Annotated in this window: 19 protein-coding genes; 12 read left to right on the top strand and 7 right to left on the bottom strand. The window is 72.7% G+C overall.

Features of this window, described 5'->3' with window-relative positions; all coding sequences use genetic code 11:
* Positions 1–207 precede the first annotated feature (207 nt).
* On the top strand, positions 208–516 hold the full coding sequence (groES, locus tag LRS74_RS13205; protein WP_006130737.1) for a co-chaperone GroES: 309 nt from the start codon (positions 208–210) through the stop codon (positions 514–516).
* A 139-nt stretch (positions 517–655) separates the two neighbouring features.
* Positions 656–2,284 (top strand): chaperonin GroEL, encoded by a 1,629-nt coding sequence (gene groL / locus LRS74_RS13200; RefSeq protein ID WP_144381025.1) that lies wholly within the window; start codon positions 656–658, stop codon positions 2,282–2,284.
* Positions 2,285–2,614: 330 nt separating this feature from the next.
* On the opposite strand, the gene LRS74_RS13195 is transcribed toward groL, so the two are convergent.
* Positions 2,615–3,382 carry an SDR family oxidoreductase gene (locus tag LRS74_RS13195; protein ID WP_277741198.1) on the bottom strand — a complete coding sequence of 256 codons (768 nt, stop codon included), beginning with the start codon at positions 3,380–3,382 and terminating at the stop codon, positions 2,615–2,617.
* Between the two features lie 61 nt (positions 3,383–3,443).
* Positions 3,444–4,106, bottom strand: a complete 663-nt coding sequence (locus LRS74_RS13190; protein ID WP_277741197.1) for an MOSC domain-containing protein — start codon at positions 4,104–4,106, stop codon at positions 3,444–3,446.
* 80 nt (positions 4,107–4,186) lie between these two features.
* On the opposite strand from LRS74_RS13190, the gene LRS74_RS13185 reads away from it, so the two are divergent.
* The gene (locus LRS74_RS13185; RefSeq protein ID WP_277741196.1) at positions 4,187–5,110 is read left to right on the top strand and encodes a LysR family transcriptional regulator; all 924 of its coding nucleotides are present in this window, start codon (positions 4,187–4,189) and stop codon (positions 5,108–5,110) included.
* Between the two features lie 411 nt (positions 5,111–5,521).
* Here the strand turns inward: LRS74_RS13185 and LRS74_RS13180 are convergent, their stop codons facing one another.
* On the bottom strand, positions 5,522–5,839 hold the full coding sequence (locus LRS74_RS13180; protein ID WP_144381033.1) for a WhiB family transcriptional regulator: 318 nt from the start codon (positions 5,837–5,839) through the stop codon (positions 5,522–5,524).
* A gap of 388 nt (positions 5,840–6,227) precedes the next feature.
* On the opposite strand from LRS74_RS13180, the gene LRS74_RS13175 reads away from it, so the two are divergent.
* The 5 genes from LRS74_RS13175 to LRS74_RS13155 all read left to right on the top strand — a co-directional run bounded on the left by LRS74_RS13175 (position 6,228) and on the right by LRS74_RS13155 (position 11,088).
* The gene (locus tag LRS74_RS13175) at positions 6,228–6,839 is read left to right on the top strand and encodes a response regulator transcription factor (RefSeq protein ID WP_003948568.1); all 612 of its coding nucleotides are present in this window, start codon (positions 6,228–6,230) and stop codon (positions 6,837–6,839) included.
* A 354-nt stretch (positions 6,840–7,193) separates the two neighbouring features.
* Entirely contained in the window at positions 7,194–7,769 is a 576-nt protein-coding gene (locus LRS74_RS13170) for a sigma-70 family RNA polymerase sigma factor (RefSeq protein WP_144381035.1), read from the top strand.
* 132 nt (positions 7,770–7,901) lie between these two features.
* Positions 7,902–9,404, top strand: a complete 1,503-nt coding sequence (gene guaB / locus LRS74_RS13165) for an IMP dehydrogenase (RefSeq protein WP_277741195.1) — start codon at positions 7,902–7,904, stop codon at positions 9,402–9,404.
* A 112-nt stretch (positions 9,405–9,516) separates the two neighbouring features.
* Positions 9,517–10,644, top strand: coding sequence for a GuaB3 family IMP dehydrogenase-related protein (locus LRS74_RS13160; protein ID WP_144381039.1), 1,128 nt, complete (start codon positions 9,517–9,519; stop codon positions 10,642–10,644).
* A gap of 177 nt (positions 10,645–10,821) precedes the next feature.
* Complete coding sequence (locus LRS74_RS13155; protein ID WP_277741194.1) at positions 10,822–11,088, top strand: hypothetical protein; 267 nt, start codon at positions 10,822–10,824, stop codon at positions 11,086–11,088.
* 60 nt (positions 11,089–11,148) lie between these two features.
* On the opposite strand, the gene LRS74_RS13150 is transcribed toward LRS74_RS13155, so the two are convergent.
* Both LRS74_RS13150 and LRS74_RS13145 read right to left on the bottom strand, forming a co-directional pair.
* Positions 11,149–11,805: a hypothetical protein gene (locus LRS74_RS13150; RefSeq protein WP_277741193.1), complete on the bottom strand. Its 657-nt coding sequence runs from the start codon at positions 11,803–11,805 to the stop codon at positions 11,149–11,151.
* Positions 11,806–12,095: 290 nt separating this feature from the next.
* The gene (locus LRS74_RS13145) at positions 12,096–12,317 is read right to left on the bottom strand and encodes a hypothetical protein (protein WP_277741192.1); all 222 of its coding nucleotides are present in this window, start codon (positions 12,315–12,317) and stop codon (positions 12,096–12,098) included.
* A 92-nt stretch (positions 12,318–12,409) separates the two neighbouring features.
* Here LRS74_RS13145 and LRS74_RS13140 point away from each other — a divergent pair, with 92 nt between their 5' ends.
* Positions 12,410–13,564, top strand: a complete 1,155-nt coding sequence (locus LRS74_RS13140) for a rod shape-determining protein (RefSeq protein ID WP_277741191.1) — start codon at positions 12,410–12,412, stop codon at positions 13,562–13,564.
* A gap of 336 nt (positions 13,565–13,900) precedes the next feature.
* Entirely contained in the window at positions 13,901–16,123 is a 2,223-nt protein-coding gene (locus tag LRS74_RS13135; protein WP_277741190.1) for a DUF6049 family protein, read from the top strand.
* Between the two features lie 172 nt (positions 16,124–16,295).
* On the opposite strand, the gene LRS74_RS13130 is transcribed toward LRS74_RS13135, so the two are convergent.
* Positions 16,296–17,558: a nucleotide sugar dehydrogenase gene (locus LRS74_RS13130; RefSeq protein ID WP_277741189.1), complete on the bottom strand. Its 1,263-nt coding sequence runs from the start codon at positions 17,556–17,558 to the stop codon at positions 16,296–16,298.
* A 240-nt stretch (positions 17,559–17,798) separates the two neighbouring features.
* On the opposite strand from LRS74_RS13130, the gene LRS74_RS13125 reads away from it, so the two are divergent.
* On the top strand, positions 17,799–19,520 hold the full coding sequence (locus tag LRS74_RS13125; protein ID WP_277741188.1) for a glycerol-3-phosphate dehydrogenase/oxidase: 1,722 nt from the start codon (positions 17,799–17,801) through the stop codon (positions 19,518–19,520).
* A 205-nt stretch (positions 19,521–19,725) separates the two neighbouring features.
* On the opposite strand, the gene LRS74_RS13120 is transcribed toward LRS74_RS13125, so the two are convergent.
* The gene (locus LRS74_RS13120; RefSeq protein ID WP_277741187.1) at positions 19,726–20,901 is read right to left on the bottom strand and encodes a serine hydrolase domain-containing protein; all 1,176 of its coding nucleotides are present in this window, start codon (positions 20,899–20,901) and stop codon (positions 19,726–19,728) included.
* Positions 20,902–21,060: 159 nt separating this feature from the next.
* Here LRS74_RS13120 and LRS74_RS13115 point away from each other — a divergent pair, with 159 nt between their 5' ends.
* Positions 21,061–23,007: a protein kinase gene (locus tag LRS74_RS13115; RefSeq protein WP_277741186.1), complete on the top strand. Its 1,947-nt coding sequence runs from the start codon at positions 21,061–21,063 to the stop codon at positions 23,005–23,007.
* Positions 23,008–23,097: the final 90 nt, after the last annotated feature.

Genomic DNA, 23,097 nt, shown 5'->3' with positions numbered 1-23,097 from the left:
GGGGTGGTGTGAAAGGGGTGGGCGCGCCCCCGCGATTGGCACTCTAGTTGACTGAGTGCTAACCGCGTCCTAGTCTCGGGGCTGGCACTCCACACAGGGGAGTGCCAACACAGCGACGGGCAGGTCCGGCACCCGCGACGACGGATCCACCTGGTCGCCACCTCAGACAGTTAACCCCGTGAGATCTCCGAAGGGGGAGGTCGGATCGTGACGACCGCCAGCTCCAAGGTTGCCATCAAGCCGCTTGAGGACCGCATCGTGGTCCAGCCGCTGGACGCCGAGCAGACCACGGCCTCTGGCCTGGTCATTCCGGACACCGCCAAGGAGAAGCCCCAGGAGGGCGTCGTCCTGGCCATCGGCCCGGGCCGCTTCGAGGACGGCAAGCGCGTCGAGCTCGACGTCAAGGTCGGCGACGTCGTGCTCTACAGCAAGTACGGCGGCACCGAGGTGAAGTACAACGGCGAGGAGTACCTCGTCCTCTCGGCTCGCGACGTGCTCGCGATCGTCGAGAAGTAATCACCGAGTTTTGCCTTCGAACTGCGCCCCTGGTTCCCGCGTCTGACACGGCCGGGGCGGGGGCGCAGTTCTTTTTTCACGCGATGGTGGCCGCTGGCGAAGCGGCCTGGGATCGCAACGAGAGGACTTGAGAGCTCCCATGGCGAAGATCCTGAAGTTCGACGAAGACGCCCGTCGCGCCCTTGAGCGTGGCGTCAACAAGCTTGCCGACACCGTGAAGGTGACGATCGGCCCCAAGGGCCGCAACGTCGTCATCGACAAGAAGTTCGGCGCCCCGACCATCACCAACGACGGCGTCACCATCGCCCGTGAGGTGGAGATCGAGGACCCGTACGAGAACCTGGGCGCCCAGCTCGTGAAGGAGGTGGCGACCAAGACCAACGACATCGCGGGTGACGGCACCACCACCGCCACCGTGCTGGCCCAGGCGCTGGTCCGCGAGGGTCTGCGCAACGTCGCCGCCGGCGCCTCCCCGGCCGCCCTGAAGAAGGGCATCGACGCCGCGGTGAAGGCCGTCTCCGACGACCTGCTGGCCACCGCCCGCCCGATCGACGAGAAGTCCGACATCGCCGCCGTCGCCGCGCTGTCCGCCCAGGACAAGCAGGTCGGCGACCTGATCGCCGAGGCGATCGACAAGGTCGGCAAGGACGGCGTCATCACGGTCGAGGAGTCCAACACCTTCGGCCTGGAGCTGGACTTCACCGAGGGCATGGCCTTCGACAAGGGCTACCTGTCGCCGTACTTCGTCACCGACCAGGAGCGCCTGGAGGCGGTCCTGGACGACCCGTACATCCTGATCCACCAGGGCAAGATCTCCGCCATCCAGGACCTGCTGCCGCTGCTGGAGAAGGTCATCCAGGCGGGTGGCTCCAAGCCGCTGCTGATCATCGCCGAGGACGTGGACGGCGAGGCGCTCTCCACCCTGGTCGTCAACAAGATCCGCGGCACCTTCAACGCGGTGGCCGTCAAGGCCCCGGGCTTCGGCGACCGCCGCAAGGCGATCCTGGGCGACATCGCCACCCTCACCGGCGGCACCGTCGTCGCCGAGGAGGTCGGCCTCAAGCTCGACCAGGTCGGCCTGGACGTGCTGGGCAGCGCCCGCCGCGTGACCGTCACCAAGGACGACACCACCGTCGTCGACGGTGCCGGCAACGCCGAGGACGTGGCCGGTCGCGTCGCGCAGATCAAGGCCGAGATCGAGGCCACGGACTCCGACTGGGACCGCGAGAAGCTCCAGGAGCGCCTGGCCAAGCTGGCCGGCGGCGTCTCCGTGATCCGCGTCGGTGCCGCCACCGAGGTGGAGCTCAAGGAGAAGAAGCACCGCCTGGAGGACGCGATCTCCGCGACCCGCGCCGCGATCGAGGAGGGCATCGTCTCCGGCGGTGGCTCCGCGCTCGTGCACGCCGTCAAGGTGCTGGAGGACAACCTCGGCCTGTCCGGCGACGAGGCCACCGGTGTGGCCGTGGTCCGCCGCGCCGCCGTCGAGCCGCTGCGCTGGATCGCCGAGAACGCCGGCCTCGAGGGCTACGTCATCACCTCCAAGGTGGCCGAGCTCGACAAGGGCGAGGGCTTCAACGCCGCCACCGGTGAGTACGGCGACCTGGTGAAGTCCGGCGTCATCGACCCGGTCAAGGTCACCCGCTCCGCCCTGGAGAACGCCGCCTCCATCGCCTCCCTCCTCCTCACCACCGAGACCCTCGTGGTCGAGAAGAAGGAAGAGGAAGAGGCCGACGGTGGCCACGGCCACGGTCACGGCCACGCGCACTGACCTCCCGGTCAGGGACCGTACGCAACGGGCTTGGCCCGGACCCCTCGCTGAGGGGTCCGGGCCAAGCCCGTTTTTCCGGCCGGTGGCCAGGGGTTCGTTCCGGCCGGTGGCCGGGGGGCGGTTCGGCCCCGCCGGACTGCGCCAATCGGGTTGCTCGCCGTCGCGGCGGGACGTGGTTCGCGTCCTGGGACGTGGCTTCCACCGGTGGGGGCCATCGTTCCGCCCCGACGGCGAGGCGTCCGACGGTGGTGTTCGGCGGGGCCGAACCGGGCGCAACCCTCCGGCATATGCAGGGCGCGTTCACTCACCCGGCGGCGCCGCCGGCACGGCTCACCTCTTGGGGCGCGCCGCGTTGTTGGAGATGCGGGACACCGCGGCGCGGGGCGTTATCTTCGCGATCCCCATGAGGGCCTTGTAGCGGGGGTCGGGGACGGAGAGGGACTTGCCGCGGGCGAAGTCCTTGAGGGCGGCGGCGACCACGCGGTCCGCGTCGAGCCACATCCAGCCGGGGACGTTGTCGGTGGGCACCCCCGCACGCTGGTGGAACTCGGTCCGCACGAAGCCGGGGCACAGGGCCATCAGCCGCACCCCCGAGACGGCCAGGTCCCGCGCCGCCCCCTGGGTGAACTGCACCACCCACGCCTTGCCGGCCCCGTACGTCCCGCGCGGGAAGAACGCCCCGACGGAGGCGACGTTGATGACGCCGCCGCGGCCACGCTCCCGCATCGCGTCGGTGGCCGCGGTGGTGAGCCGGAGCACCGCCTCGACATGCACCTTGATCATCCGTAGCTCGTCGGCGACCGGCACCTCCAGGAAGCGGCCGCGCAGCGCGAACCCCGCGTTGTTGATGAGCAGGTCGACGGGGCGCCTGCGGTCGGACAGTCGGGAGGCCACCGCCTCGATCCCCGCGTCCTCCGCCAGGTCGGCGCGCAGCACCTCCGCCTCGACCCCGTGCCGGTCGTGCAGTTCGGCGGCCTGCTCGCGCAGTCGCTTCTCGTCCCGCGCCACCAGCACCACGTCGTGCCCGTCGGCCGCGAGCCGGCGCGCGAAGGCCGCGCCGATCCCGGCCGTCGATCCCGTAATCAGTGCAGTCGTCATACCCGCACGCTATCGGCCTAGGGCGGCACCGGCGCGGGAAGCCCGGCGACGTGACGCGGGGTCAGGAGCCCTGCTTGGCCACGTAGGCCAGCGCCTTGCGGCGCGCCTCGGGGTGCAGCGCGTCGCCGGCCGCCAGCACGCGCGGCAGCAGCGTGCGCTCGGTGGTGGTGGCGCGGAAGAGGAAGGAGACCGTCACCTCGTGCTCCGGCCGGTGCACGATCTCGATCGGATCGCCGGCTCGGATCTCGCCCTGCTGGATCACCCGCAGGTAGGCGCCGGGTGCGGCGGCCTCGGTGAACCGCTTGATCCACCCCTGCTCGCCCAGCCAGCCGGCGAAGGTGCGGCACGGGACGCGCGCCGAGCTGACCTCCAGGACCAGCTCCCGGCCGACGCGCCACCGCTCGCCGATCCGCGCGCCGTTCACGTCCAGCCCGGCGGTGGTGAGGTTCTCCCCGAAGACGCCGCCCGGCAGCTCGCGCCCCAGCTCCCGCTCCCAGATGTCCAGGTCCTCGCGGGCGAAGGCGTAGACGGCCTGGTCGTCGCCGCCGTGGTGGCGCAGGTCGCCGATCTCGTCCCCCGCGAGCCCGCTGCCCGCGACCCCCTTGGGCCCCGGGGGCGAGACCGCCACCGGGCCGGACGCCGGACGCTTGTCGATGCCGGTGAAGGCGGCGTCGGTGTAGTCGGGGGAGCGGGGGTGGGCCAGGTTCACCGAAAGCAGCTGCATGCCCGCACGTTAGTCCGAACCGGGCCAAAGCGGCGAGCTGGATTTTCCGCTCCGCCCCAAGAGGTGCTTATGCTCGAAGCATGATCGAGGCACGTCATCTGCGGGTGTTGCGCTCCGTGGCCGTCACCGGTTCCTTCTCGGCCGCCGCGCGCGAGCTGGGCTGCACCCAGCCCGCCGTCAGCCAGCAGATGCGGGCGCTGGAGCAGTCCGCGGGCACTCCGCTGCTCATCCGGACCGGCCGTGAGATGCGGCTGACCGAGGCGGGCGAGGCGCTGGTGCGGCATGCGACCGGCATCCTCGCCGGGCTGACCGCCGCCGAGGAGGAGGTCGCGGCGATCGCGGGGCTGCGCGCCGGCCGGGTGCGGCTGGTCTCCTTCCCCAGCGGCAGCTCCACCCTGGTGCCCACCGCGCTGGCCGAGCTGCGCGCGGCCCACCCCGGCACCCGGGTCTCGTTGGTGGAGGCCGAGCCGCCGCGCTCGGTGGAGATGCTCCGCGCGGGCGACTGCGAGGTGGCGCTGGCCTTCCGCTACCCCACGCTGCCCGGCGCGGTCCCCGGAACCGAGGTGGCCGCGGAAGCCGAGTGGGACGACCTGGCGGTGCGCCCGCTGCTCGGCGACCGACTGGTCGGCGTCGTCCCGGAGGGCCACCGGCTGGCCGGGGCGGGCACCGTGGGCTTCGCCGAGCTGGAGAGCGAGCCGTGGATCGCGGGCTGCCCGCGCTGCCGGCGCCACCTGGTGAAGATCTGCGAGAGCGCGGGCTTCACCCCACGCATCGACTTCGCGACGGACGACGTGCCGGCGGTGGTCGGCCTGGTGGCGGCGGGGCTCGGGGTGGCGGTGCTGCCCGAGCTGGCGCTGGAGTCCGTACGGATGAAGGGGACCGTCACCGTCCAGGTGGAGCCCGTGGTGCGGCGCGAGGTGGTGGCGCTGACGCTGCCGGACCTGGCCCGGGTGCCGGCGGTCGTGGCGACCCTGGACCGACTGGAGCACGCGGCGCGCCGCTGACCCGGCGGGCGGAGCGCTCCCCGCGCGGTGCCGTGACGGCCGTCGACGGGCCGCGGGGCCTTTGCGACGGGTCGCGCCGGCGCGGCGGAGCAGGGCACAGCCGGCCGCGGGGCCTTGGTGACGGGGCGCGCCCGCGCGGGGAGCCGGACACACCCCACCGCTGAGCCGCGGCTGTACGGGTGCCCTGGCCGTCCCGGGCGGGGGCCGGGTCGACCGGCCGGCGCCCGGTGCCGGAGGTGCCGGAGGCGCGGCTGGCGGGTTGCTGGGGACGGGTCTGTCGGATACGGGGGCCGGGCACGGGTGGCCGCTGACGGGCGCGGATCGGGCGGCCGTGGGTGCGGGTGTGCGGGTACGGGCGGGGTCTCCGGGGCGGTAGCGGCGGGGTCGGTGGCGTCAGGGGCGTCAGGAGCGTCAGTGGTGCGCCGCGGTGCCCGAGGCCGCGATGGCGCGGTGGCGTGCGCGCCCCATCAGCTCTTCACGCTCGTCCTCGGTGAGTCCGCCCCATACGCCGTAGGGCTCCCGCACCGCCAGGGCGTGGGCCGCGCACTGCGCGCGCACCGGGCAGCGCATGCACACCTCCTTGGCCGACGCTTCGCGAGCGCTGCGGGCCGCGCCGCGCTCTCCTTCGGGATGGAAGAACAGCGAACTGTCGACCCCGCGGCAGGCGGCCAGGAGCTGCCAGTCCCACAGGTCTGCGTTGGGACCGGGAAGGCGGGAGAAATCGGCCATTGCTTCGTATCCCCTCGTTGCGATCTCGTGCGGACGCAGTGCTCATGACCGTACATCTGCTGTGTAAGCAGATGAAAATATGACTCATTGCGAATGTAGCCACACATCGCGTCAGATTGGAAGCAAAGTCGCCAAATGCCACCGAACAGGGCATGAAGGCCGAAGGGGACGGCCCGCGCGATGAAGCTGCTCCGTGACGGCGCCCTCACGTAGAGTGTCGAAGGTGGCCGCCGAACCCGTAACTCTTTCGGGTGACCGTCGTTGAGAGGGCGGAGGCGGTTGATGAATAAAGCTCTCGGACGGATGTCCGAGGCGGTCAATCGCTCAGGTGACGATACGTACCAGCCTGGAGGCTCAAGGTGACGCGCATCAGCTGCGGAGGACGGCCATGACATCCGTCCTCGTCTGCGACGACTCCCCGCTTGCCCGAGAGGCGCTGCGCCGCGCGGTCGCGACCGTGCCCGGCGTCGAGCGTGTGACGACGGCGGCCAACGGCGAGGAAGTCCTCCGCCGCTGGGGCGCCGACCGCTCGGACCTCATTCTGATGGACGTACGGATGCCCGGGCTCGGCGGCGTCGAGACCGTGCGCCGACTGCTGTCCGCCGACCCCGGCGCCCGGATCATCATGCTCACGGTCGCCGAGGACCTGGACGGGGTGGCGCTCGCCGTCGCCGCCGGCGCCCGTGGCTATCTGCACAAGGACGCGTCCCGGGCAGAGCTGCGCGCCACCGTGACCCAGGCGCTGGCCGACCCGACCTGGCGGCTGGCCCCGCGCCGGCTGCGCTCGGCGGAGATGGGCGCGGCGCCCACCCTCACCGCGCGCGAGATCCAGGTGCTGGAGGGGATGAGCCACGGCCGGTCGAACGCGGAGATCGGGCGCGAGCTCTTCCTCTCCGAGGACACCGTGAAAACGCACGCCAGGCGGCTGTTCAAGAAGCTCGGCGCCTCGGACCGGGCGCATGCGGTGGCGCTGGGCTTCCGCTGGGGTCTGGTGCGCTGATCGCGGTGCGGCGCCGGCACCGCGCCGGCGCCGGACGCCGAAACCTCACGGGATGCCGCATCCTTAGAGGTGTGACTCCTCCCCGGCTGAGACCGAGGCTCCTCGCTCGGTCAGATGAGACCTCACGACGGACAGGCCGTGTCCTCAGGTGCCCCAAGGCGCGGGCGCGAGCCATCGGTGCACCGGTCAGCGGTGTCGGTGCACCGGCCATCGGTGGAGTCGTGGGCGCGGGGTGGGAATACCCGAAAGGGGGAGGCACGGGACGTGAGTGCGAAAACACCGACGCGTAACGGTTCGGTGCACAACTACGAGGGCGGTGCCGTGGACCGGGTGGCGCCAAGGCACCATGGACCGATGCGCGACGAGGAGAACCAGGCCATCGGCGCCCTCGTACGACGCGCCGTCGAGGGCGACGAGCGTGCCATGCACGATCTGCTCGCCCACGTTCACCCGCTCGCCCAGCGTTACTGCCGCACCCGCTTGTCGCGGCTGCCGGGCGATGCCCGCCACTTCGTGGACGATCTCGCGCAGGAGGTCTGCCTGGCGGTGCTGTGCGCGCTGCCGCGCTACCGCGACACCGGCCGCCCCTTCGACGCCTTCGTCGTCGCCATCGCCGCGCACAAGGTCGCCGATCTGCAGCGGGCCGCCATGCGCCACCCCGGCTCCACCGCCGTGCCCTCGGACGAGATGCCGGAGCAGCCGGACGACTCGCTGGGCCCGGAGGAGCGCGCGCTGCTGAGCAGCGACGCCGAGTGGGCCCGGAAGCTGCTGGCGAACCTGCCGGAGAACCAGCGCGAGCTGGTGCTGCTGCGGGTCGCGGTCGGGCTGACGGCCGAGGAGACCGGGCAGATGCTGGGGATGTCCCCGGGCGCGGTGCGGGTGGCCCAGCACCGGGCGCTGAGCAGGCTCAGGGCGCTCGCGGAGCAGTAGTGAAGGCGGTGGAGTGCGGGTGTTCCGTACGAACCTCCAAGTGATGCGGCCCTCAGCGGTCGTGGAATGGGACACCACAGAAGCCCGTTAGCATGGGAGTCCTCGCTGGGGCAAGAGCATGGGAAGGGTGTCATGACTGACAACGTCGACGGAGTGCCTGAGAAGTTCGCGATGCTCGGGCTGACGTACGACGATGTGCTGCTGCTGCCGGGCGCCTCCGAGGTGCTGCCGAACGCGGTCGACACCTCGTCCAAGGTCACCCGCAACGTGCGGGTCAACATCCCGCTGCTGTCCGCCGCCATGGACAAGGTCACCGAGGCCCGGATGGCCATCGCCATGGCCCGGCAGGGCGGCGTGGGCGTGCTGCACCGCAACCTGTCCATCGAGGACCAGGCCAACCAGGTGGACCTGGTCAAGCGGTCCGAGTCCGGCATGGTCAGCGACCCGATCACGGTGCGCCCGGACGCCACGCTGCACGAGGCGGACGCGCTGTGCGCGAAGTTCCGCATCAGCGGCGTCCCGGTGACCGACGAGACCGGCAAGCTGCTGGGCATCGTCACCAACCGCGACATGGCCTTCGAGCTGGACCGGGGCCGCCAGGTCCGCGAGGTCATGACCCCGATGCCGCTGGTCACCGGCAAGGTCGGGATCTCCGGCGAGGAGGCGATGCAGCTGCTCCGTCGCCACAAGATCGAGAAGCTGCCGCTGGTCGACGACTCCGGCGTGCTCAAGGGCCTGATCACGGTCAAGGACTTCGTCAAGGCCGAGAAGTACCCGAACGCGGCGAAGGACGCCGGCGGCCGACTGATCGTGGGCGCCGCGGTGGGCGTCGGCGACGAGGCGTACGACCGCGCCCAGGCGCTGGTCGAGGCCGGGGCCGACTTCCTCGTCGTGGACAGCGCGCACGGCCACAGCCGGGGCATCCTCGACATGATCGCCAAGGTCAAGTCCAACATCAACGTCGATGTGGTCGGCGGCAACGTCGCCACCCGCGACGGCGCCCAGGCGCTGATCGACGCCGGCGTGGACGGTGTCAAGGTCGGCGTCGGCCCGGGCTCGATCTGCACTACCCGCGTGGTCGCCGGCATCGGCGTGCCGCAGGTGACGGCGATCTACGAGGCGGCGCAGGCGTGCTCCGCGGCCGGCGTGCCGCTGATCGGCGACGGCGGCCTCCAGTACTCCGGCGACATCGCCAAGGCGATCGCCGCCGGCGCCGACACGGTCATGCTGGGCAGCCTGCTCGCCGGCTGTGAGGAGACTCCGGGCGAGATGGTCTTCATCAACGGCAAGCAGTTCAAGTCCTACCGGGGCATGGGCTCGCTGGGCGCGATGCAGTCGCGCGGCCAGGCCCGCTCCTTCTCGAAGGACCGCTACTTCCAGGACAACGTCCTCTCCGAGGACAAGCTGGTGCCCGAGGGCATCGAGGGCCAGGTGCCCTACCGCGGCCCGCTGGGCTCCGTCGCCCACCAGCTCATCGGCGGCCTGCGCGCCTCCATGGGCTACGTCGGCTCGGCCACCGTCCCGGAGCTGAAGGAGAAGGGCCGCTTCGTGCGGATCACCGCGGCCGGGCTCAAGGAGAGCCACCCGCACGACATCCAGATGACGGTGGAGGCGCCGAACTACTCCCGCCGGTAGGAGTGCGCAAGGCGTTTGAGGGAGCCCGCGACCGCCAGGCCGCGGGCTCCGCCGTGTCGCGGACGCGTGTCGGGGATACTGGAACGGCATACGTAGAGGGAAAGGCCACAACGTGACTGAGATCGAGATCGGGCGCGGCAAGCGCGGCCGCAGGGCGTACGCGTTCGACGACATCGCCGTCGTGCCGAGTCGTCGTACCCGGGACCCGAAGGAGGTCTCGATCGCCTGGCAGATTGACGCCTACCGCTTCGAGCTGCCCTTCCTCGCCGCCCCCATGGACTCCGTCGTCTCGCCGCAGACCGCGATCCGCATCGGCGAGCTGGGCGGCCTCGGGGTGCTGAACCTCGAGGGCCTGTGGACCCGGTACGAGGACCCGGAGCCGCTGCTCGCGGAGATCGCCGAGCTGGACGAGCGCACCGCGACCCGCCGGATGCAGGAGCTCTACGCCGAGCCGATCAAGGAAGAGCTGATCGGGCAGCGGATCAAGGAGGTGCGCGACGCGGGCGTCGTCACCGCCGCCGCGCTCTCCCCGCAGCGCACCGCGCAGTTCTCCAAGGCCGTCGTCGACGCGGGCGTGGACATCTTCGTCATCCGCGGCACCACGGTCTCGGCCGAGCACGTCTCGGGCGCCGCCGAGCCGCTCAACCTGAAGCAGTTCATCTACGAGCTCGACGTCCCGGTGATCGTCGGCGGCTGCGCCACCTACACCGCGGCCCTGCACCTGATGCGCACCGGCGCGGCCGGCGTCCTGGTCGGCTTCGGCGGCGGCGCCGCGCACACCACCCGTAACGTCCTGGGCATCCAGGTCCCGATGGCGACGGCGGTGGCGGACGTCGCCGCGGCCCGTCGCGACTACCTGGACGAGTCCGGCGGCCGCTACGTCCACGTCATCGCCGACGGCGGCGTGGGCTGGTCCGGCGACCTGCCCAAGGCGATCGCCTGCGGTGCCGACGCGGTCATGATGGGCTCCCCGCTCGCCCGCGCCACCGACGCGCCGGGCCGCGGCCACCACTGGGGCATGGAGGCCGTCCACGAGGACGTGCCGCGCGGCAAGCGGATGAACCTGGGTGCGGTCGGCACGACGGAGGAGATCCTCCTCGGCCCCTCCCACACCCCGGACGGCTCCATGAACTTCTTCGGCGCCCTGCGCCGCGCCATGGCCACCACCGGCTACAGCGACCTGAAGGAGTTCCAGCGGGTCGAGGTGACGGTGGCGCCGTCGCAGCACGACCAGCGGTGACGTCCTGACGGACGGTTTTGTGTGAAGGGTCCCGACCAGTGGCTGGTCGGGACCCTTCGGCTGTTGTGGCCGGTTTTCGACGTGCGTACTGGTGTGCGGAGTGGGGTGTCTGTACGGTCTCGCGAGTTGATCTTGGAGGGTGCGGGGCTTGGTCCCGTGTGATGTACGGGGGTCCGTATGAAGAGGGTGCTCGCCGGGTTCGTGGGTACTGCTGCGCTGGTCGGAGGGATGCTGACGCTGGCTTCTCCGGCGCAGGCCAATACCAATGACTGTGAGGGGTTCCTGCGGAATCACGGTTACGTCGTGAAGTCCAAGGTGCGGTTGGCCTGTAAGAAGGGTGAGCCGGGCGGGGGTATACCGAAGATGCTGTGCCGGATCGACCTCAAGGACCTCGGCGTCAAGGAGCGTCACGCAGAGCTCGCTTGCGATCTGGCAAGCGCGTAATGCATGCACGAGGGCCTCGACCGCGCCGCGGTCGAGGCCCTCGTTGTGTGAGTCGCGCTATCAGCCCGCGAGCTTCTTGGCGGCGCCGAAGGAGGCCACCGGAGCCAGGGCCATGAAGATCCAGGTGATGGCGTCGGCGTCTTCCTTCCAGAGGTGGAAGAGGCCCTCGTCGCCCGGGCCGCCGAACACAGGCGAGTTGAAGTGCTCGAAGAAGATCTCGGTCGAGGAGGGCACTTCCTTGCCGGCGGCGCCAAGCTGTGTCTCGAAGTTGCCCAGGAAGTCGCTCAGGATCATCGCGTAGCCAAACAGCTCGCCGATGAAGACGCCGACGAAGGCCAGAACCGCGCCGACCACCCACAGGCCCGTGTTGCGGCCGCCGAACTTGCCGACTGCCGCGCCGACGAGGGCGCCGACCAGGACACCTGCGTAAGCGAACTGCGTGATCTCGGGCTCGGCCTTGCCGTCGGTGTCGGCGAAGGCGCTCAGCAGGAACGCGTACAGGAGCCCGCCCACCAGGGCGGCGACCACGGCGGCGCCGATGGCGAGGCCCGCGTTGCCCTGGCGGCCGGCCGGCGGCGGGGGCGGCGGGAAGCCGCCGCCGTACTGCGGCTGGGGAGCGCCGTACTGGGGCTGGGGAGCGGTGGGCTGCTGCGGGTAGCCGTAGCCGGGCTGGGGCTGCTGCGGCGGCTGCCCAGGCTGCTGCCAGTTCTGGCTCATGACGAAATCCCCCGGGGATGAAGGTGATGGAACCGCACTCCGGGGATGTGCATCTTCTTGGAGCGCGGCGGAAAACAGAGCCACAACGTAACAGGAGGCCATGACAACCAGACAAGTCGATTCGGCGTCCGTGACATGCCTGGGACCGGACGGATACACGTCCGGTGACTGACCGTCCGCAATATGCGGATTCGGGCGCTCTGTTCGGCTGTCCTATTCGGCGATCCGCTTGGCGGCGAGGAAACCCTCTGCCCCTGCAACGCCGTAGAAGGTGATGTCGTTCCGGGCCATTACCTCGTCTCGCCGAACGGGTCCGCCGGCAACGGGTCCTGATTGCCCGGCTTGCCGAGGGCGGCGCCGACCAACAGCCCGATGCACAGGGCCCAGTAGCCGAGCTCCGGTCCGCGGTCGCCGGCCTTACCCTGGAAGAAGCCGAACACCAGAGCGCCGAGGAGTGCGGCTGCCGCGCCTGCCGCGATTCCGCGGCGGGTCCGCGTCGCGGACATGATCATGAACGCACGCTAGCAGCGGTCGAATGGATCCGTGACCGAGGGCCACGGGTAGGCGATGGATAAGAATCGGGCATAAGAGATAATGTCAACTTATGGCGCAAAGTAAGTCGTTCACCGGACGAGACATGGGCATCGACCTCGGCACCGCGAACACGCTGGTGTATGTGCGAGGGAAGGGGGTGGTGCTCAACGAGCCGTCCGTCGTGGCGGTCGACGCGATTGACGGCAGTGTCCTGTCCGTCGGCTTCGACGCGAAGGAAACCATAGGCCGCACGCCGTCGAATATCGTGGCGGTCCGTCCGCTACGCGACGGCGTCATAGCGGACTTCGAAATCGCCGAGCGCATGTTGCGGCACTTCATCAAGAAGGTGACGGGGAATCGGCTGTTCGCGCGGCCCCGCGTCGTGGTCTGCGTACCCTCCGGCATCACCGGTGTCGAGCGCCGCGCGGTCATCGAGGCCGCCACCCAGGCCGGCGCCCGCCAGGTGCATCTCATCGAGGAGCCGATGGCCGCCGCCATCGGCGCCGGACTGCCCGTCAGCGAGCCCACCGGCTGCATGGTCGTGGACATCGGCGGCGGCACCACCGAAGTCGCCGTCATCTCGCTGGGCGGCATCGTCACCGCCCGCTCCGTGCGCACCGCCGGCGACGCCATGGACGCCGCCATCATGACGTACGTCAAGAAGCAGTACGCGATGGCCATCGGCGAACGCACCGCCGAGGAAATCAAGATGAACATCGGCTCGGCCGCGCCCACCGCCTCCTGGCTCGCCGCCGGGCTGGCGAGCAAGTCCGGGACCAAGCACATCGAGCTGCCCAAGGGCGACGGCGAAGGCGACTCGGAGCAGACGCAGGCGCTCAAGCCGCCGGAGCGGTGCACGGTGCGCGGCCGTGACCACGTCAGCGGGCTGCCCAAGCTGCTCGAACTCACCGCCGACGAGGTCCGGCACGCGCTGACCGAGCCGGTCGACGCCATCGTGGCGGCGGTGCGCGCCACCCTGGACGAGACCCCGCCGGAGCTCTCCGGCGACATCATGGACCGCGGCATCGTGCTGACCGGCGGCGGCGCCCTGCTCCGGGGCCTGGACTCGCGGCTCAGCCGCGAGCTGGACATCCCGGTGCTGATCGCCGACGACCCGCTCGACTGCGTGGCCGTCGGCACCGGCCGCTGTGTGGAGAACTTCGCCGCCCTGCGGACCGTCCTGGACGCGCACGCGCGGACGGCGGGGATCGCCTCCGTGCGGTGACGCCCGGCGGCTGAGCGCCCGGCGGGGAGTGTCGTGATGGGCCGTCGATCATCTGCGGCCCGTCGGGGCTGGTCGCGCCCACGCGGCGGCAGCCGCGTCGAACCGCGGCCCCGCGCCCCGTCCGGGCGCTGCCGAACCGCAGCTCCGCCGCGGCGGTTCTCGCCGTCGCGGCGGGAGGGGCCAGCGGGTTCGGGCGGGGGCGGGCGCTGTTCTCCGCTCGGAGGGGGCCGTGCCGTCGCCGCGCGAGACCTCGGGAGACCTTGAGAGATCACGCGCCTGGCGCCCGTACACGCCGCGTTTGACGTAGTCGGCGCGCGTCGCGCTCTCCGACTGGCCATGCTCGTTGCGTACGGAGCGAAAGGGCGCGCGGGCGGCGAGGTGGTGGCGGTGGGCCGGGGTGGCGCGGGGTACGCGCGGGTGGTGGTCTGCGCCGCGCTGCTCGGCCTCGCGTCGCTGCTGGTCGAGGCGGCGCACGCGCCGTGGGCCCCGCACCTGTCGGCGTCCGCGCGGGCGGACTATCCGGTGGCGCTCGGGCTCGACGCCGTCACCCCCGCCGTGCCGCGCGAGGGTGGGGAGCTCACCGTCGGCGGCACGCTCGCCAACTCCTCGGACCGGGACGTGACCGATGCGCACGTGGGGGTGCGCATCGGGACGGCGGGGGCGCTGGGCACCCGCGGCGACCTGGAAGCCGTGGCCGCCCGAGGTGAGCTGACGGAGGCCGACGGGGAGGAGGTCGCCGGGCACACCGCGCGGGTCCGCACCCTCCGGGACCGGGACGAGGCCCGGTTCCGGCTCACCCTGCCGGTGGACGAGCTGGGCTTGGAGACGCCCGGCGCATACGCCCTGACGGTGACGCTGACCGACGGCGAGGGGACCGTACGCGGCCTGGCCCGCACGTTTCTGCCCTGGTATCCGGGGGACGCGCCGGAGGCGCTGCCGCTGCGCACCACCGTGCTGTGGCCGCTCACCGACGTCCCGCACATGCAGGCCCTGGCGCTGGGCACCGGCGAGCGCGCCGAGCCGGTCTTCCGGGACGACGCGCTGGCCGCCTCGCTCGGGCCGGGCGGACGGCTGCGGAGGCTGGTGGAGACCGGCGCCGGCAAGCCCGTCACCTGGGTCGTCGACCCCGATCTGATCGCCCAGGCGCGCGCCATGGTCGACGGCTACCGGGTCGCCCGTACGCCGGACACCACCGACCCACGGGACAGCCGGGCCGGCGAGGGCGGCCAGGCGGCGGACGAGTGGCTGGTGGCGCTGCGGGAGGCGGTGCGCGGGCGGGAGGTGGTGGTGCTGCCCTACGCCGACCTGGACCTGGCCTCGCTCGCCCACAACGACGGCGCCCTGCCGGCGTCGTCCTGGCCGTCCGTGCGGCAGGGCGCGGCGCTGGTCGAGGGCGAGCTGGACGTCCGGGTGCGCGGCGGGCTGGGCTGGCCGGTGGCCGGCGCGCTGGACGACCGGATCACCGGGTTGGCCCGGCGGCTCGGTCTGCCCGCGGTGCTCGCCTCGGGGGAGGGGCTGGCCGGCGCGCCGACCAGCCCGTGGGGCGCCACCGACGACGCCCCGGTCGCGCTCGGCGGCTCGCTCACCGCGCTCACCTTCGACACCACCCTCCGGGGGCTGCTGGGCCGGCGCACCGCGCGGGTGCCCGCCCGGCAGCGGCTGATGGCCGAGACCCTGACGGCCGTGGAGGAGGCGCCCAACGCGCGGCGCGGACTGGTCGTCGTGCCCCCGCGCGAGCTCGCCGGCACCCCCGCGCGGGCGCTCGCCGAGGCGTTGACGGAGGGGGAGCGGGCCGGCTGGCTGGAGCCGACCCGGCTCGACGCGGCGCTCGCGGATCCGACCCCGGGCGGCGCCGTGGGCCCGATGGCGGACTATCCCCTCCCGCTGCGCGCCACCGAGCTGACGCCCCGCTATCTGCGGTCGGTCGCCCGGGACGAGCGGCGGCTGCACACGCTGGTCAAGGTGCTGTCCGAGGCCGAGGCCACCACCGAGGCGGTGCGGGCCGCGCTCGCCCGCGCGGTCTCCACCGGCTGGCGCGGCGACCGCGCGGGAGCCCGTGCGTACGAGGAGGGCCTGTCCGGCTTCCTGGTCGCCTCCACCGAGTCGGTGCGGCTGGTGCCCAAGTCCACCGTGACGGTGGCCGGCGACTCCGCCACCATCCCGGTCACCGTGGAGAACGGCCTCCAGCAGGCGATCGACGGGGTCGAGGTGCGGGTGACCTCCGGCCGGCCCGAGCGACTGAGCGTCGACAACGGCTCGGTGCCGGTACGGGTGCCACGGGCGGCCAGCCGCACCGTACGGGTGGAGGTCCGCGCCCATGCCAACGGCCCGGTGCGGATGACCGCCCGCCTCTACACCACCGTCGACGGCCGCCCCTGGGGCGATCCGATCGGCTTCACCGCCGACGTCCGCGAGGTGGACTCGGGCGCGGTGATCATCGTCCTGGGCGGACTGCTGCTGATCGTGCTGGCGGTGCTCTTCCAACTCGGCCGCAGACGGCGCAGGAGGGCCCGGGTCCAGGCCGAGAGGGCGGGTGGGACGGGGGACGGGCCTGGCTGACCCCCGCGCGGTGGGCGGGTGGCGAGCGGCGCCCGCCCACCGCGGACGTTCAGCGGCCCGGCCCGCCGCGGCCCGCCGCGGCCCGGCGCGGGGCAGCCGACGGCGTGAGAGCCGTACGGTCGGGGGGCCGGCCGGCGTGTGCGGGGCGCGGCGGTATCGGCGACCGCGCGGTTCACAGTCGGTGTGCCGCGCCCGCCGGGCTCGCGCCGCGCGTGTCCAGCAGCAGCTGTGCCTTGACCGCCAGCCCCTGGAGGTCGTAGGTGCGGTGGGGCTGGAGCAGCACCGTGAGGTCGGCGGCGGCCGCGGCCTCGTACAGCGAGTCGGCCCGCGGCACCGGCTGGCCGAGCACCCGCCACTGGGGGACGTGCGGGTCGTGGTAGCTCAGCTGGGCGCCCAGCTCCAGCAGCCGGGAGGCGATCTCGCGGGCCGGGGAGCCCTCCTGGTCGGCCACGTCCGCCTTGTAGCTGACGCCGAGCAGCAGCACCCGGGCGCCGCGCGCGGACTTCCCGTGCTCGTTGAGCAGGGTCGCGCAGCGCTGGGTGACGTACCGCGGCATGCGCCCGTTGACCTCCTGCGCCAGCTCGACCATGCGCAGCGGATAGCCCAGGCTGCGGCCCTGGTAGGCGAGGTAGTTCGGGTCGATCGGCACGCCGTGGCCACCCACTCCGGGGCCGGGGCGGAAGGCGTGGAAGCCGAAGGGCTTGGTCTCGGCGCAGCGGATCACGTCCCACAGGTCGATGCCCAGGTCGTGACAGAACACCGCCATCTCGTTCACCAGTGCGATGTTGACGTGCCGGTAGTTGGTCTCCAACACCTTCACCGTCTCGGCCTCGCGCGGGCCGCGGGCGCGCACCACCTTCTCCGCGAGGCGCCCGTAGAAGGCGGCCGCGGCCTCGGTGCAGGCGGGGGTGAGGCCGCCGATCACCTTGGGGGTGTTGGCGAGGGAGTACGTCCGGTTGCCGGGGTCCAGCCGGCCGGGGGCGTAGGCGAGGTGGAAGTCGCGCCCGGCGCGCAGCCCGGAGCCCTCCTCCAGCAGCGGCCGGAGGAATTCCTCGGTCGTTCCGGGGTAGACGGTGGACTCCAGGAGAACGGTGGTGTGCGGGCCGAGCCGGGTGGCCAGGGTGCGCGCCGCCTCGCCGACCGCCGTGAGGTCCAGTGCCCGGTCCTCGCCGAGCGGGGTCGGGGCGCAGATCGCCGCGGTGCGCACCCGGCCCAGCGCGGCGGGGTCGGTGGTGGCCAGGAAGTCCCGGGAGACCATCCGGCGCACCTCGGCGGCGGACAGCGAGCCCTCGACCGGGGGTCTGCCGGCGCGCAGCTCGGCCACGGCGTCCGGGTCGGGGTCGAAGCCGACGGTGCGCAGGCCGGCGGCGGTGGCGGCCTGGGCGAGCGGGAGGCCGAGGTGGCCGAGTCCGATGACGGCGAGATCTGCGGGCATGGCGTCGTGCGGTCCTTCCCGGGACGTTCCGGATGGCGCAATGACAGGGCTCAATTGCAGACTAAGCGGAAATATGACTCGTATTCAGTATTGCGTCGATGTCGGGCCGGGTGTCGGACCCGTGCGGCCCGCACAGGCTGGCTGTCCGCCCGGCCCGCGGTCAGAATCGACAAGACGGCAACAAGAGCAACAAGAGGACGGGACTCCGATCACCCACCGCCACCGCAACGGGAGGCAGCGATGAGGACACCGACTCTGGGGCCGGCCGAGCGTGCCGAGGCACTGGCCCAGCTGGCGGACCGGGAGCTGGACGTGCTGGTCGTGGGTGGCGGGGTGGTCGGCGCGGGCACCGCGCTGGACGCGGCCACCCGGGGGCTGTCCACCGGTCTGGTCGAGGCGCGGGACTGGGCCGCGGGCACCTCCAGCCGCTCCAGCAAGCTCATCCACGGCGGGCTGCGCTATCTGGAGATGCTGGACTTCGGGCTGGTGCGGGAGGCGCTCAAGGAGCGCGGGCTGCTGCTGGAGCGGCTCGCCCCGCACCTGGTGCGGCCCGTGCCGTTCCTCTACCCCCTCCAGCACCGCGGCTGGGAGCGGCTCTACGCGGGCTCCGGCGTGGCGCTCTACGACGTCATGTCGGTCTCCTCGGGCCACGGCCGCGGCCTGCCGGTCCACCGCCACCTCACCCGCGGGCACGCGCTGCGCGTCGCCCCGTGCCTGCGCAAGGACGCCCTGGTCGGCGCCCTGCAGTACTACGACGCCCAGATGGACGACGCGCGCTTCGTCACCACCCTGGTGCGCACCGCCGCCTCCTACGGCGCGCGGGTCGCCAACCGCACCCGCGCCGTCGGCTTTCTGCGCGAGGGCGAGCGGGTGGTCGGCGTGCGGGTGCGCGACCTGGAGGCGCCGGCGGCGGAGGAGGGCGCCGAGTTCGAGATCCGCGCCCGGCAGGTGGTCAACGCCACCGGGGTGTGGACGGACGACACCCAGGCGATGATCGGGGAACGCGGACAGTTCCACGTCCGCGCCTCCAAGGGCATCCACCTGGTGGTGCCCAAGGACCGCATCCACTCCACCACCGGGCTGATCCTGCGCACCGAGAAGAGCGTGCTGTTCGTGATCCCCTGGGGCCGGCACTGGATCGTCGGCACCACGGACACCCCCTGGGACCTGGACAAGGCGCACCCGGCCGCCTCCAGCGCCGACATCGACTACCTCCTGGACCACGTCAACTCCGTCCTGGCGGTGCCGCTGAGCCGCGAGGACGTCCAGGGCGTGTACGCCGGGCTGCGCCCGCTGCTGGCCGGGGAGTCGGACGCCACCAGCAAGCTCTCGCGCGAGCACACCGTGGCGCATCCGGCGCCGGGCCTGGTGGTGGTCGCGGGCGGCAAGTACACCACCTACCGGGTGATGGCCAAGGACGCCGTGGACGAGGCGGTGCACGGCCTCGACCGCCGGGTCGCCGAGTGCTGCACCGAGGACGTCCCACTGGCCGGCGCCGAGGGCTACGCGGCACTGTGGAACGCCCGCGCCCGCATCGCCCGGCGTTCCGGCCTGCACGTCGCCCGCGTGGAGCACCTGCTGCGGCGGTACGGCTCGCTGGCCGACGAGCTCCTGGAGCTCATCGCCGCCGACCCCGGCCTCGGCCGGCCGCTGGGCGGCGCCGAGGACTATCTCCGCGCGGAGGCCGTCCACGCCGCCTCGCACGAGGGCGCCCGACACCTGGACGACGTGCTGACCCGGCGCACCCGGATCTCCATCGAGACCTTCGACCGCGGCACCCGCAGTGCCCGGGAGGTCGCCGAGCTGATGGCGCCGGTGCTGGGCTGGGAGCGGGAACACGTCGACAAGGAGGTCGAGCACTACGAGAAGCGGGTGGAGGCGGAGCGCGAGTCGCAGCGGCAGCCGGACGACCAGACGGCGGACGCGGCGCGACTGGGGGCGCCGGACATCCAGCCGGTCTAGACACGGGGCGGCGGTCGGGGCCCGGTGTCCAGTCCAGCCGGTCCGGCAGTGCTCTGGCCGCGGGGCGGTGGCCGGTGCCCGGTGTCCCGTCGCTCTCCCGCGCGGGCGGCGGTCGGGGCCCGGTGTCCCGTCGGTCGGGGCGTGGCGCGGTCGTCGGAGGCCGACCGGCCGGCCGCCGTCGTGCGACGCCGCGGCTTGTGTGGCGTTATGCCCCGGGTGGGCAGAACTCGGCCCGCAGCAGTGCGCCTTCGCTCGTCCGCGCGGGACGCGCGTCGTCGTTCAGCCGGTAGGCCAGCACCCGTCGGCCGCCGGGCGCGCCGACGACCAGCGCGTACGAGCCGCTGATGACGCCGTTGTGCCCCCACACCGTCACCCCGCAGGGCAGCCGCACGGGATACAGCCCGAGCCCGTACCGACCGTCGGAGGCCGCCGTGTCGCGCATCGCCCGCAGTTGAGGGCCCGGCAGCAGTCGGCCGTCCAGCAGCGCGCCGAAGAAGCGGGCCAGGTCGTCGAGGGTGGAGACCAGCTCTCCCGCCGCCCCGGCCACGGACGGGTCGAGCTCCGTGACGTCGCGCGGGGCCCCTGAACCGGTGTCGGCCCCCGCGCGGGCCGAGTAGGCGCGGCCGTGCGGCGCGGGTAGCGCCGCGCGGGTGCCCGGGAGGCTGGTGCCGGTCAGCCCGAGCGGGAGGATGACGCGGCGCCGCACCTCGGCCGCGTACGGGTGCCCGGTCACCTGTTCCACGATCAGACCGAGGAGCAGGTAGTTGGTGTTGGAATAGCGCCAGCCGTCGCCCGGGGCGAAGGACGGCGGATGGGCCAGCGCGGTCCGTACCAAGGCGCGCGGCGCGTGGGTGTCGAGTCGGTGCCCCGCGGAGTCGGCCCCGAACGCGCGCCGCGCGAAGGCCGGGTCTCGGGTGTAGTCGTACAGCCCGCTGGTGTGGGACAGCAGCTGACGCACGGTGACCTTCCGGCCGTCGTTGCCCCGGCCGCGCACCAGGCCCGGCAGGTGCGCCTCCACCGTGTCCTCCAGCCCGAGCCGCCGTTCCGCCGCCAGTTGCAGCACCACGGTGGCGAGGAAGGTCTTGGTGAGGCTGCCGGCCCGGAACCGGTCCGTGCGGCCCACCGGCCGTCCGGTGCGCAGGTCCGCCGTCCCCGCGGCGGCGAAGCGGGCCCGGCCGCCGACCGCCGTCAGCACCGCGCCGCCGGGCGCCGGGCCCTCCGTCACCATCCGCCGCAGCGCGGCCGCGACGCGCCCCTCGCCCCGGTCGCCGTCCCGCCCGTCGCGCGGCTCCACGGCCGCCCCGCAACCGCTCGCCGTCGCCGCCAGGACGAGCGCGAGTACCGCGGCCGCCACGCGGAGCGCTCGGTTGCGGTTCTGCATCGCCGGCCCTTCGTCTCGTACGGAATTACCCGATCGTCCCAGGTCGTTCCCCCCTTGCCGGACCGCGGAGCGGACCCGGGACTTCCGCAGCTCTTCGGATGAGAGACAATGGTCGCTCTGCCAGGGTGGGTTGATTAGCAGAATTTCCAGAGGGGTCGCATGTCGGAGGCGGAGCAGACGCAGGACACGACCGGGCGCCTCCTCGCAGGGCGGTACCGGCTCGACGGGGTCCTCGGCCGAGGCGGCATGGGCACGGTCTGGCGGGCACGGGACGAGACGCTGGGGCGTGTCGTCGCGGTCAAGGAGCTGCGCTTCCCGTCCAGCGTCGACGAGGACGAGAAGCGACGGCTCATCACCCGCACGCTGCGCGAGGCGAAGGCGATCGCCCGCATCCGCAGCAGCGGCGCCGTCACCGTCTACGACGTGGTCGACGAGGACGACCGGCCGTGGATCGTCATGGAGCTCATCGAGGGCCGCTCACTGGCCGACGTGGTGCGGGACGACGGGCCGCTGGCCTCGCGCCGCGCCGCCGAGGTCGGTCTGGCCGTGCTCGACGTGCTGCGCGCCGCGCACCGCGAGGGCATCCTGCACCGTGACGTGAAGCCGTCCAACGTGCTGATCGCCGACGACGGCCGGGTCGTGCTCACCGACTTCGGCATCGCCCAGGTGGAGGGCGACCCGTCGGTCACCTCCACCGGCATGCTCGTCGGCGCGCCCTCGTACATCTCCCCGGAGCGGGCCCGCGGCCACAAGCCCGGCCCGCCGGCCGACCTCTGGTCGCTGGGCGGACTGCTCTACGCCGCGGTGGAGGGCGTCCCCCCGTACGACAAGAGCAGCGCGATCGCCACCCTCACCGCGGTGATGACCGAGCCGGTCGACCCGCCGAAGAACGCCGGTCCCGCCCTGGAAGAGGTCATCTACGGCCTGCTCGACAAGGACCCGCAGCGGCGGCTGGACGACGCGGGCGCGCGGGCGCTGCTGACCGAGGCGATGAACGCGCGGGAGGAGCCCCAGGGCGTGTCGGCGATCGCCGAACCGACCCGGACGATGGCGCTGCCCACGCCGCCGCCCCCGGCGCAGCCGCCCGCCGCTCCCCGCCGGCCCACCGCCGCGCCCCGCGCGGAGCGCGCCGACCGACCGGAGCGCACCGACCGCACGGCTGCCGACCGCCCGGACCGCACACGCGGCGGGTTGCGGTCGGGGCGCGGCGCGGCGTCCTCCGTCCGGCGCTCCGAGCCGTCGTCCGTCTCCCCGCCCGCGCCGCCGTCCCCGCCGCGTGCCTCGATCACCGATGTGGTGCCTCGCCGCACCCTGGTGATCATCGCCGTGGTGGTGGCGCTGGCCATCGTGGGCACCGTGCTCGCCATCGTCCTCAGCGGCGGCGATTCCGACAACAGCGGTGCGAAGAACACCTCCGCCTCGACCGGGGCCGGCGCGGGCGCCGACAAGGACCAGGGCGACGCCGGCGACAAGGGCGTGGAGAACAAGGACGGCTCGGGCTCGTCCGCCGACTCCCAGCAGGGGCAGGCCGGCGAGGAGCCGCAGAGCGACGCCGAGGAGGGCTCGGACGACGCCGAGTCCGACGACAAGAAGCCCGAGGACGACGCCGAGAAGGACGCCGACAAGGGCGACGCCGGCAAGGACGCGCTGCCGAGCGGCTACGAGCGACTCCAGGACGAGGCGTTCCACTTCGTCATGGGTCTGCCCAAGGGGTGGGACGGCCACCCCGTCCCGAACTACAGCGGCGGTCGCATATACCGCTCCTCGGACCAGTTCCCGCGGGTGCAGATCGACTTCAACCCCAACCCGAAGGACGACGCGGCGGCGGCCTGGCGGGCGGCCGAACCCGGCGCCCGGCAGACGATGAGCGGCTACCGCGGGCTGGGCATCAAGGAGGTCGACTGGCGCGGCTTCCCGACCGTCGCCGACTGGCAGTTCGAGCGCGACCAGGGCGGCACGCGGGTGCGGGTGCTCAACCGGGGCTTCAAGGTGGACGACTCGCACGGCTACGCCATCATGATCACCTGCGAGAAGGACAAGTGGGACGACGAGGAGTGCCAGGCGCTCCGCAAGACCGCGTTCGCGTCCTTCAAGTCCGTCGACTGATCCGGGGCGCTGCCGGCACACCGCGGACGGGTAACCGCGGATCGGGGAATCGCGGATCGGCAATCGTGGACGGGTAACCCCGGACCGGGA

Source organism: Streptomyces sp. LX-29 (assembly GCF_029541745.1).
Classification (GTDB): Bacteria; Actinomycetota; Actinomycetes; order Streptomycetales; family Streptomycetaceae; genus Streptomyces.
The sequence above is the reverse complement of the archived record's forward strand: the minus strand, read 5'-3'. Positions and strand labels throughout refer to the sequence as shown.